Here is a 10,645-nt window from a genome sequence, read left to right as displayed (position 1 = left end):
TTAAAATACAAAACGCCCGATGAAGTACATCGAGCGTTTTAGTTAAAAAGTGTCAACCCATATCAGGACGGGTCAAACAAGTAAGGGTTATGCCATCACTGGGTAATCGGTATAACCTTCTGCTCCACCCAAATAAAAGTGTTCTGGTTTCGCCTCATTAAGAGGTGCATTTTTCTTAAATCGCTCAACTAAATCTGGGTTTGCGATAAAGGGAACGCCAAATGCGACCACATCAACTTTGTTTTCTGCAATTGCTGTTGCCGCTTCTTGTGCACTGTAGCCCACGTTCGCCATTAAGTGACCTTTATAGTTTTCGCGTGCTGGCTTGAGAACATCTGCTTTTTGTACGCCTTTCAGATCCGCACGCATCACGTGCCAATAAGCAAGATCGAAAGAATTAAGTTGCTCTGCTAAGTAACGCATCAAGCCAACTGGATCACTGTCTTTCATGTCATTAAATCCATTTAGCGGAGATGTGCGCAGACCGACTCTTCCAGGTCCCCACACCTCAACGACTTCTTTCACTATCTCAAGTAAAAATCGAGCACGATTTTCAACCGAGCCACCGTATTCATCGGTACGTAAATTTGAGCCGTCACGAAGGAAGTTATCAATAAGATAACCATTGGCGCCATGTATCTCGACCCCATCAAAGCCGGCTTTCTTGGCGTTTTCTGCACCTTGTTTAAACGCCGCAACAATGGAAGCTATCTCATCCACTTCGAGTGCTCGTGGTACCGTATATGCTTGCTTACCCGAAGGGGTATGGACTAATTCATCACGAATGGCCAATGCGCTCGCCGCTACAGGTGTTTTTCCTTCATTCAGATCAGGATGACAAGCTCGTCCCGCATGCCAAATTTGCAGTACAATCTTACCGCCTCTCTCATGAACCGCATCCGTTACCTTTTTCCAAGCTGCGATTTGCTCTTCGTTGTAAATGCCCGGCTCTGCCATGAAAGCAGACGTACCTTCCATCACCATGGTGCATTCAGCAATGATAAGTCCGGCACTCGCACGTTGAGCGTAGTATTCAACCATAAGGTCATTAGGAATATGGTCTGCGCCAGCACGAGCTCGCGTTAAAGGTGCCATAATGGCACGGTTATCTAATGCTAATTGACCGAGTTCGATAGGAGAAAATAAGTCTACAGAGTTGGACATGTTGTTTACCTCAAATGACAATAACTTGATGGCTAAGGATGAGGAGCCAGACTATAATCAGATTAATATTGAAACAATATGGATAATTGAAAGTGATTGTTCGCAATTTAGAAACAATTGACTTTAGAACGCTTTCTATCTTTGTCACAAGCTGTCGACTACTGAGCTTAACCAAGTGCGCGCTAGAGTTAAACCTACCAAAATCTACTGTTAGTAAAGCCATAACCAAACTCGAACAACACTTTGAAGCCAAACTGCTAGAGCGCACAACCCGAAAGTTAGTGATCACCGAAGCTGGCCAAATGGTTTTAGAGCGTGCTGCAAGCTTAGTTGAGGAATTCCACTCAATTGGCCATGACGTACAGGAGATGGAACAACAGATCCAAGGCCGGCTGCGTATTTCCGCGCCACCAGCGTTGGATGCGTATATGGCGGAACACATCTTTTTGCCATTTTTAAAACAATGGCCAAAAGTACAAATTGCGTTAGAAGCATCGAACGATTTTGTTGATCTGTTTTCACACGGCTTTGATATGGCAATTCGAGTCGGTCAGATCGTTGATGATCGATTGATCGCAAAAAAATTAGGCTATACCACTCGAGTCCTGGCTGCTAGCCCTGAGTATTTAGCTGAGTTCGGCGTACCTGAAACGCCAGAAGATCTGACAAAACACAACTGTTTGAGGTATCAATATGTTTCAGAAATAGGGCCTTGGACGCTGATCTCACACGATAATACCGTCAATGTTTCAATAACCAGTAACTTCTCAAGTACAACTGTAGAAGCAATATTGAAAGGCGCACTTAAAGGACTAGGCATCGCTAACTTACCTGTGCAGAACATGACGCAAGAGCTAGAAAGTGGCACCTTAGTCAGAGTGTTACCGCAATGGCACACGGTACCAATGCCTATTTATTTAGTCTATCGTCCTGGAGCAAACCGCCCACGGCGTGTACAAGCAATGATTGACCATATCATGAGCTTAAGATCTCAATTTGAATTTGGCCCTCGGCATGGTTTGTGTTGCGGAGAAGCATAACCTAGCAACTATCAGGCACTAGCATGCTGCTCGGATAAATGCCGCAAGCTTCTCACTAGCATGCTGTTCACTCAATGCAGACATATCACCCGCGGCTTCCACTTTACCATCTGCCACAAACACAAAGTGGCTGGCAATCGCTTTGGCATCGCTTAAATGGTGCGTGACCATCAATACGGTTATTCCCCGCTCTGCTGCGAGTTTTTTTACCAAGCTCAGCATCTCTTCACGCAACACCGGATCAAGCGCCGAGAACGGCTCATCCAATAGCCACATGGGATGAGGCTGAACAAAACAACGCGCTAAGGCAACACGTTGACGCTGGCCACCAGAAAGATGCTCAGGCAAACGGTCGAGGTACTCTGCAACACCAACTTGCTGCGCGGCTTGTTCAATCTGACGATTTTGGTCCACCGTAAGCTTTAGCCCTGGGTGTAAGCCCAAACCGATGTTGTCACGCACCGATAAGTGAGCAAACAAATTGTGCTCTTGGAACAACATAGAGAACGGACGCAGATAAGGCTCTTTACGCACAATGGACTCACCATCAACACAAATATCACCACGGTCAGGATGGATGAATCCTGCCACCAACGCCAGCAAGGTTGACTTCCCTGCCCCACTTGGTCCCATCAGCGACACAATCTGTCCTTGCTCAATCGTTAAGTCAAAACGAAACAGTTCACGTTGGTAGGTGTACTGCACATCATCCAACACTAACATTACGCTCTCTCCTTCGTTTTCAATACTTTCTCAATCAAGGCAAAACAGCCCACACTCAACAACAATAAGGTCACCGATACCACCGCAGCCGCGTCCATCTGATAGCTGCCAAGCAGCTGGAATAAATACAGAGGTAAAGTGCGGAACTCTTGTCCGCCAAACAACGCAATAGCACTTAAATCGCCAATCGCAAACATAAAGCTGATCGCAAACGCATGTGCAAACGGCTTGCGTAGCGCCTGCCACTCCACCACTTTAAACCGTTGCCAGCCACGCATGCCTAAGCTGGCACATACATACTGATACTGTTGTTCAATGTGCAGCATTGGCTGCGCTAGCGTTTTGATCACGTAAGGCAAAGCCATCAAACCGTTCACCAAAATCACGACAAAAAATGCCAAGCTAAAAACATCGGTAAATGCGCGCAGTAGTAAGAATAAACCGGTGCTAATCACCAGACCTGGAGTCACCAAAATAATGGTGCCGATTAACTCAATCTGATCGGCTCGCGTGTTTTTGTACTGCAACCGCCAACGGCGACTGGTCAATAGTATGGACACCCCTGCAGCGACCGCAAGCGCGCTAGCGACACAGGCGACTTTGAGGGAGTTCAATAGCGCAGACCAAAAACGCTCATCGGTTAATACTGTCCAAACTTGTTGGTTGATGCCACTCAGTAACACCATCAATAACGGCGGTATTACCAGTAAAAAGGCACCTATGATCCAAAAGCTATCCCAAGCTTTTGACCACCCATGATCCTTCGTTAAATATTGCTGTACCGATGTGCTTCCAGCACTGATAGAAACAGGCCTTGTTAACTTCTGCACTCCAATAGCAAGCAGTCCACATAACAGCATCTGCCACAGCGCCAATAACGCCCCAGCTTGTAAATCAAAATCAAACTTAATCGCTTGGTAAATGGCCAATTCAATGGTGGTGGATTTTGGCCCGCCCCCCAACGCCATTACAGTGGCAAAACTGGTAAAGCACAACATAAACACCAACCCACAAACGTGGGGAAGCTGCTGCCTTAAACGCGGCCATTCTACCCAGCGAAACTTATCCCAATGGCTCATCCCAAGATGCGCGCAAAGCTTATGCTGCTCGGCAGGAATAGACTCCAAGGCTTGCAGAAGCAATCGTGCCGCGTAAGGTAAATTAAAGAACACATGGGCGAGTAAAATGCCGTTCAAACCGTAAATAGAGAATGGCAGTTTAGTGTCGAAACTTTGCAACCACTGCGCCAACAAACCACTGTTGCCATAAATCGCTAACAGCCCAAAAACACCAACCAAAACCGGCAAAACCAGTGTCGATGCAAACAGCTTAAGCAGTAATGATTTACCAATAAATTGGCGACGCGAAAGTGCGTGCGCTACTGGAATGGCAAAGCCAACACTGAGCAATGTGGAAAGAAACGCTTGGTAGAAACTGAACTTGGTGACATGTTGATAGTACGGGTCGCCCCATACCACAGGCACATCAAGTGAAGGGGCTTGAACAATCAAAGCACCTAGGGCAGAAATAACAAAGGTCGCGATGATCATCGCGACCCCTAAACCTATTTTTGGAACAGAATTCAAAGGTAAAACCTATCTCATTCAGATGAGGATGGAAACGTCAGCTAAAACGTCAATGCGCTTTGCCATTCGCGAATCCAAGACTTACGCATTTTTGCCACTTCATCAGCACTAAAGCTCAACGACTTGCTTGGAACACTCAAAGTTTCAAAACCTTTAGGTAACTCAACGTCAGTGACTGGGTACATCCAGTTACCCGTTGGCATCGCCGATTGGAACTCATCACTTAAAATGAAACTCATAAATTGATCAGCAAGTTCTGAATTTTTTGCCCCTTTCACTTTGGCGGCTACTTCAACTTGCATGTAGTGGCCTTCAGCAAAATTCGCCGTAGCAAACTTCGAATCGTTTTCCGCAATTAAGTGGTACGCAGGTGAAGTGGTGTAAGAAAGCACTAAATCGGACTCACCATTGAGGAACATAGAATACGCCTCAGACCAACCTTTCGTGACCGTTACGGTTTTGCTCGCTAGCTTCTGCCACGCTTGCGTCACATCGTCGCCATAAATAGATTTCATCCATAGCATTAAGCCTTGGCCCGGCGTTGAAGTCCGCGGATCTTGGTAAATCACTTTCAGATCGTCGCGCGTTTCCACCAGCTCTTTCATGCTTTTCGGCGGATTAGCTAGTTTCTCTTTGTTGTACACAAACGCGAAGTAGCCGTAATCGTACGGTACAAACGTCGTGTCACTCCAACCGTTTGGTAACACTGTGTTAGCCGTATCCACATTGTGCTCGGCAAGCAGATCGGTTTTCTTCGCTTCTGCCATCAGATTGTTATCCAAACCTAATACGATGTCCGCTTTGCTATTACCGCCTTCAAGACGAAGACGATTCAGAATCGACACACCATCGTCCAACGCTACGAAGTTAACGTCACAGCCACATTTTGCTTCAAAAGCTTGCTCGATTTTAGGACCCGGCCCCCAATCTGCGGCAAAAGAGTCGTAGGTATAGATGGTTAATGTGTTTTCAGCGGCAAACGCTGAAGTAGAGGTGATTGCAGCTAGGGCAATCAGATTTAGAGTGGGTTTCACTGCTCGCTCTCCATGAGTATTTCAGAGAAATAAGTTGAGCGGCACAGGGTTTGAGGCGGCTATTAAGGACTTCCAATATCCAGACTCAATTCCTACGCCAGCATTATCTGGTTCAGGTAATACGGGTCCCTAGTTAAACACTTAGGTCTCAGCGCCCCAATGCATTGATTGACTCAATGCTAAATGGGTTTGCTCCCCGATGAGTTGGATGGATTGTAAAGGTATTTGAGTGGTTACACAATCAGCTCACGAGCGCTGGTCATAACCCCAACGAGGCACCAAACCTTGCTCAATACCTAAGTGGTCGAGAATTCTCGCCACCATAAAATCCACTAAGTCTTCAATGCTCTTTGGCTGATGATAGAAGCCCGGAGCCGCTGGCATGATGGTGACGCCCATTTGCGACAGTTTGTGCATGTTCTCCAGATGCAGCGTTGAGAATGGTGTTTCGCGAACCACGAGCAACAGCTGCCCGCGCTCTTTCATTACTACATCAGCGGCCCGTTCGATCAAGTTGTCCGACATACCGTGTGCTATGGCCGCAACGCTTCCCGCAGAGCATGGGCAAACCACCATTTGCTTGGGTGCAGCAGAACCAGACGCAACCGGCGAGAACCAATCGTCTTTACCGCAAACGGTGATGTTATTTGGATTGCAGTTCAGGTGCTCTACTAATGCTTGCTGCGCCGCTTCTGGGCCACTTGGTAGCTTAAGATTATGCTCGGTTGCCATCACAACACGAGCCGCCGAAGAAATCAGAACATAGACATGATAATCCGCCGCAACCAAGCATTCTAAAAGACGAAGGCCGTAGGGAGCACCAGAAGCACCCGTTAATGCCAACGTGATGGCTTTTTTGTGAGAGGGTTGTGTTTTGTTTTGCATATCAATCAGGCTTTTTGTTTTAACTGCTCAAGAAGTTTTCCGTGAATACCACCAAAGCCACCGTTACTCATGACTAGAATTTGGTCACCTGGTCGCGCACGTTCGACGATCTTGGCTACAAAGTTATCTATATCCGCATCGACAAACGCTGGCTGTGTGCATTGGTCGGCAATGTCTTGCACAGACCACTCGATATTATCTGGCTGGAACAAGAAGACTTCATCTGCACTGTGTAGTGACTCTGCAAGTGTGTTTTTGTGTACGCCACGCTTCATGGTGGCAGAACGCGGCTCTAACACAGCAAGGATGCGTTTTTCACCTACCTTGTTACGCAAACCACCGACAGTAAGTTCAATTGCCGTTGGGTGATGCGCAAAATCATCGTAAACCGTCACACCTTGTTCTTCACCTTTCAGCTCTAAACGGCGCTTGGTATTGATGAAACGCCCTAATGCTTGGCAAGCAAGATCCGGAGTGACTCCAACATGTCGTGCAGCAGCGATTGCCATCAGCGCATTATCCACATTGTGGTCACCCACCAAATTCCATTCGACGGTACCAACCTTCTCGTCTTGCAACGCAACGTCAAATTTTGAGCCATCAAGCACTAATTTGTGCGCTTGCCAGTCACTATTCTCACCAGAGAACTGCTTTTCTGTCCAGCAACCACGCTCTAATACATCCGCTAACGCTTGATCCTGCCTCGGCGCTAAGATCAATCCATTGCCCGGTACAGTTCGCACTAAATGATGGAATTGGCGTTTGATCGCTTCTAGATCATCGAAGATGTCGGCATGATCAAACTCAAGATTATTCATGATTAAAGTGCGAGGATGGTAATGCACAAACTTAGAACGCTTATCGAAAAAAGCACTGTCATATTCGTCCGCTTCAACGACAAAAAACATGCTTTCACCCAAACGAGCAGACACTCCGAAGTTACCGAGTACCCCACCGACTAAGAAACCCGGTTGATAACCACAATCTTCAAGTATCCAAGCAAGCATGCTCGACGTGGTCGTTTTCCCATGTGTACCCGATACCGCCAATACCCACCGATCATGCAGCAAAAACTCGTTGAGCCACTGCGGGCCAGAGGTGTAACGCATGTTAGTGTTGAGCACATGCTCGACACACGGGTTGCCACGGCTCATGGCATTACCAATCACAACAAGGTCTGGTTGAGGGTCGAGTTGAGACGGGTCGAAGCCTTCAATAATTTCAATACCTTGAGACTCAAGCAACGTGCTCATCGGTGGGTAAACGTTGGCATCAGAACCAGTGACTTTATGCCCTAATTGGCGCGCTAAAATCGCAGCGCCGCCCATAAATGTGCCACAGATACCCAAGATATGAATGTGCATAAACTAAACCTTGTAATGCGTTCTTTAATGCTTTCATTATCGCGATTACCGCCTGAAAAGCGAGTGACTTTAGCCTTCTTCTTGCAGTCCCTTTCACAAATATGACAAGGTTGAACACAGACTGTACAACCTCTTGCTTACTGATGAATCCCTCAAACAAGTCTACAAATAAATTGAGATCTCAAACAGTTACTTCATTACCATTAAAAAGATCTGCGACTTAAACTTACATCCAGCGCAATCGTTTAACATCCATAAAGAGATGCTCACTTGCGCACTACCCCCAATGAAATGAAAATGTAAGGATTAACCATGTCAGGACTGCGCACCCTAGGCGAGTTCATTGTCGAAAAACAAGCGGATTTCCCCCACGCTAACGGTGATCTATCATCCCTTTTAGCCTCCATTCGTTTAGCTGCAAAAATCGTTAACCGCGAAATCAACGCAGCGGGTCTTGGTGATATCACTGGTGCTGTAGGCACGGAAAATGTCCAAGGTGAAGATCAGCAAAAGCTCGATGTTTACGCGAACGATAAGTTCAAAGCCGCGCTTGAAGCTCGTGATCAAGTGTGTGGCGTTGCCAGTGAAGAAGAAGACGAAGCAGTTGCGTTCAATAAAGAACTCAACCAAAACGCCAAATATGTAGTATTGATGGACCCACTTGATGGTTCTTCTAACATCGATGTGAACGTCTCTGTTGGTACTATCTTCTCGATTTACCGTCGTGTTTCTCCAATCGGTACTCCACCAACTGAAGAAGACTTCCTACAACCTGGTCACAAACAAGTGGCTGCGGGCTACGTGATTTACGGCTCCTCCACCATGTTGGTATACACAACTGGTAACGGCGTAAACGGCTTTACTTACGACCCATCTATCGGCAGCTTCTGTCTTTCTCATGAAAACATGATGATTCCTGATGATGGTAAGATCTACTCCATCAACGAAGGTAATTACATTCGTTTCCCTCAAGGGGTGAAGAAGTACATCAAGTACTGCCAAGAAAACGTGCCAGAAGACGGTCGCCCATACACTTCTCGCTACATTGGCTCGCTGGTTGCTGATTTCCACCGCAACCTACTGAAAGGCGGTATCTACCTTTACCCAAGCACACAAAGCCACCCGCAAGGCAAGCTACGCCTGCTTTACGAATGTAACCCTATGGCATTCCTCATTGAGCAAGCTGGCGGCATTGCATCGGACGGCGTGAATCGCATTATGGACATCAAGCCTACTGAGTTGCACCAGCGTGTACCTTTCTTTGTGGGTTCGAAGAACATGGTTCGCAAAGTTGAAGAGTTCCTTGAACTGCACCGCGACGAAGAATAATTTCAGACCTTTGTCCAACGCGGCAGGTGTTTACCTGCCGCGTTTTTGTCGCTAAAGTGAAACGCGAATTTATCATCAGATGAAGCCGCTTTTGTGTGACTCATCGTTAATGAAAAGGAATATTCTAATGAGCTTAAACCATGTACCAGCAGGCAAGTCGCTGCCTGAAGATATCTATGTCGTGATCGAAATTCCTGCAAATGCAGATCCAATCAAGTACGAAGTAGATAAAGACTCTGGTGCTGTATTTGTCGACCGTTTCATGTCTGCACCAATGTTCTACCCATGCAACTATGGCTACGTGAACAATACCCTGTCTCTTGATGGCGACCCAGTCGACGTATTGGTACCAACACCATACCCACTCATGCCAGGTTCAGTCATTCGCTGCCGTCCTGTTGGCGTTTTGAAGATGACAGATGAATCGGGTGAAGATGCAAAAGTGTTTGCGGTTCCCCACTCAAAAATCTCGAAAGAGTACGAGCACATCCAAGATGTGGACGATATCCCAGAACTACTGAAAGCGCAGATCACGCAATTCTTTGAGCGTTACAAAGAGCTTGAAGCAGGCAAATGGGTGAAAGTGGATGGGTGGGCAGATGTTGCTGCCGCTAAAGCTGAAATCCTAGAATCTTACGAGCGAGCTCAGAAAAAATAAGCATCACTGCTGATACAAAATTAAAAAGAGCTGCTCTAGGGCAGCTCTTTTGCTTTCATCTTACCTGTGTCAACTAGATAGGTGCGCCTGCTGAAGACATTCGTCCAGCGTCGTAGTCATGTTGAAAGAAGGGGTCAACATCATCACAAATGCCAAAATACGGACGCCCGATAACACCGAGCATATAAGCACTTTGCTCACAATACTCTTGCTTGCCTTGCTGGTAACCCGCTTGATAAGCCATTATCAGTTCTGGCGTCGCATGGTTAACATCATCCAGCTTCGCAATTCGCTCCTCAGATAACTCCCGTAATCCATCTAAAGCTGACTGCTTACCAAACACTTGCCAATCGGTCACATTATTCGAAGTCGGTAGTGTTGTTTGTGCGCATGCAGCAAGAAGCAACGCCATTACTCCAATTACGAATGCTTTCATCGTGACTCCTTAGTGTTTAGCTCGTTGCTATTGATAATGTCAGTATAGCTCACACCTTTTGACACCAATCTCCGGAAGCGATTTCTTCGGTTAACTGCTCAATATCTTGATATAAGTAGATCCAAGCTTGGCCAAAAGGCGTAACGATGCTCTCTCGGCGATATTCCACTGGCACATCTTCTAACCTATCTAGCTCAGATAAGGTTTCACTGTCAATCAGGTACACCTCACCTTGAATCGAGCGTTGCCCAACAGACAACGCTGGATAAGGGCCTAAGTCATACATTGCAAATTGAGCATCCGTTTCATGTAAACCAAGAAACTGCGCCGAGCGCAAATACTGATGGTTGTACTCTCCCTTGCGTAACGTGCCGTAGACAAAAATCAAATGCTGCATAACCACTCCTTAGTCATGACTGTATATGC

General features: G+C 46.6%; 11 protein-coding genes and 1 riboswitch. Of the genes, 3 read left to right on the top strand and 8 right to left on the bottom strand.

Going from position 1 to position 10,645, the window contains the following annotated elements; all coding sequences use genetic code 11:
- Positions 1–87 precede the first annotated feature (87 nt).
- Positions 88–1,164 (bottom strand): alkene reductase, encoded by a 1,077-nt coding sequence (locus R7Z47_RS20840; RefSeq protein ID WP_262606796.1) that lies wholly within the window; start codon positions 1,162–1,164, stop codon positions 88–90.
- A gap of 92 nt (positions 1,165–1,256) precedes the next feature.
- Between R7Z47_RS20840 and R7Z47_RS20835 the strand changes: the two genes are divergently transcribed.
- Positions 1,257–2,204 carry a LysR family transcriptional regulator gene (locus R7Z47_RS20835; protein ID WP_005379650.1) on the top strand — a complete coding sequence of 316 codons (948 nt, stop codon included), beginning with the start codon at positions 1,257–1,259 and terminating at the stop codon, positions 2,202–2,204.
- 18 nt (positions 2,205–2,222) lie between these two features.
- Here the strand turns inward: R7Z47_RS20835 and thiQ are convergent, their stop codons facing one another.
- From thiQ to mpl, 5 genes are all read right to left on the bottom strand, one after another.
- Complete coding sequence (thiQ, locus tag R7Z47_RS20830; RefSeq protein ID WP_005379648.1) at positions 2,223–2,927, bottom strand: thiamine ABC transporter ATP-binding protein; 705 nt, start codon at positions 2,925–2,927, stop codon at positions 2,223–2,225.
- The gene (gene thiP, locus R7Z47_RS20825) at positions 2,927–4,513 is read right to left on the bottom strand and encodes a thiamine/thiamine pyrophosphate ABC transporter permease ThiP (RefSeq protein ID WP_262606795.1); all 1,587 of its coding nucleotides are present in this window, start codon (positions 4,511–4,513) and stop codon (positions 2,927–2,929) included. The genes thiQ and thiP overlap by 1 nt, the downstream gene beginning before the upstream one ends.
- A gap of 41 nt (positions 4,514–4,554) precedes the next feature.
- The gene (gene thiB / locus R7Z47_RS20820; protein ID WP_005379642.1) at positions 4,555–5,547 is read right to left on the bottom strand and encodes a thiamine ABC transporter substrate binding subunit; all 993 of its coding nucleotides are present in this window, start codon (positions 5,545–5,547) and stop codon (positions 4,555–4,557) included.
- A gap of 72 nt (positions 5,548–5,619) precedes the next feature.
- Positions 5,620–5,756: riboswitch (TPP riboswitch) on the bottom strand.
- A 37-nt stretch (positions 5,757–5,793) separates the two neighbouring features.
- The gene (locus R7Z47_RS20815) at positions 5,794–6,432 is read right to left on the bottom strand and encodes a flavin prenyltransferase UbiX (protein ID WP_025768362.1); all 639 of its coding nucleotides are present in this window, start codon (positions 6,430–6,432) and stop codon (positions 5,794–5,796) included.
- Positions 6,433–6,437: 5 nt separating this feature from the next.
- Positions 6,438–7,796 carry a UDP-N-acetylmuramate:L-alanyl-gamma-D-glutamyl-meso-diaminopimelate ligase gene (mpl, locus tag R7Z47_RS20810; RefSeq protein WP_262606794.1) on the bottom strand — a complete coding sequence of 453 codons (1,359 nt, stop codon included), beginning with the start codon at positions 7,794–7,796 and terminating at the stop codon, positions 6,438–6,440.
- Positions 7,797–8,108: 312 nt separating this feature from the next.
- Between mpl and fbp the strand changes: the two genes are divergently transcribed.
- Together fbp and ppa are read left to right on the top strand one after the other, a co-directional pair.
- Complete coding sequence (gene fbp / locus R7Z47_RS20805) at positions 8,109–9,125, top strand: class 1 fructose-bisphosphatase (protein ID WP_318130610.1); 1,017 nt, start codon at positions 8,109–8,111, stop codon at positions 9,123–9,125.
- Positions 9,126–9,252: 127 nt separating this feature from the next.
- Positions 9,253–9,783 carry an inorganic diphosphatase gene (gene ppa / locus R7Z47_RS20800; RefSeq protein WP_005379635.1) on the top strand — a complete coding sequence of 177 codons (531 nt, stop codon included), beginning with the start codon at positions 9,253–9,255 and terminating at the stop codon, positions 9,781–9,783.
- 73 nt (positions 9,784–9,856) lie between these two features.
- Here ppa and R7Z47_RS20795 read toward each other — a convergent pair whose 3' ends face one another.
- Positions 9,857–10,219: a DUF2799 domain-containing protein gene (locus R7Z47_RS20795; protein ID WP_017633454.1), complete on the bottom strand. Its 363-nt coding sequence runs from the start codon at positions 10,217–10,219 to the stop codon at positions 9,857–9,859.
- Between the two features lie 49 nt (positions 10,220–10,268).
- Positions 10,269–10,616, bottom strand: coding sequence for a gamma-glutamylcyclotransferase (locus R7Z47_RS20790; protein ID WP_262606793.1), 348 nt, complete (start codon positions 10,614–10,616; stop codon positions 10,269–10,271).
- Positions 10,617–10,645: the final 29 nt, after the last annotated feature.

This window comes from Vibrio sp. 1641 (genome assembly GCF_033339995.1).
Lineage (GTDB): Bacteria > Pseudomonadota > Gammaproteobacteria > Enterobacterales > Vibrionaceae > Vibrio > Vibrio alginolyticus.
Note: the sequence above shows the minus strand (reverse complement) of the source record. Positions and strands in the feature narration are given on the sequence as shown.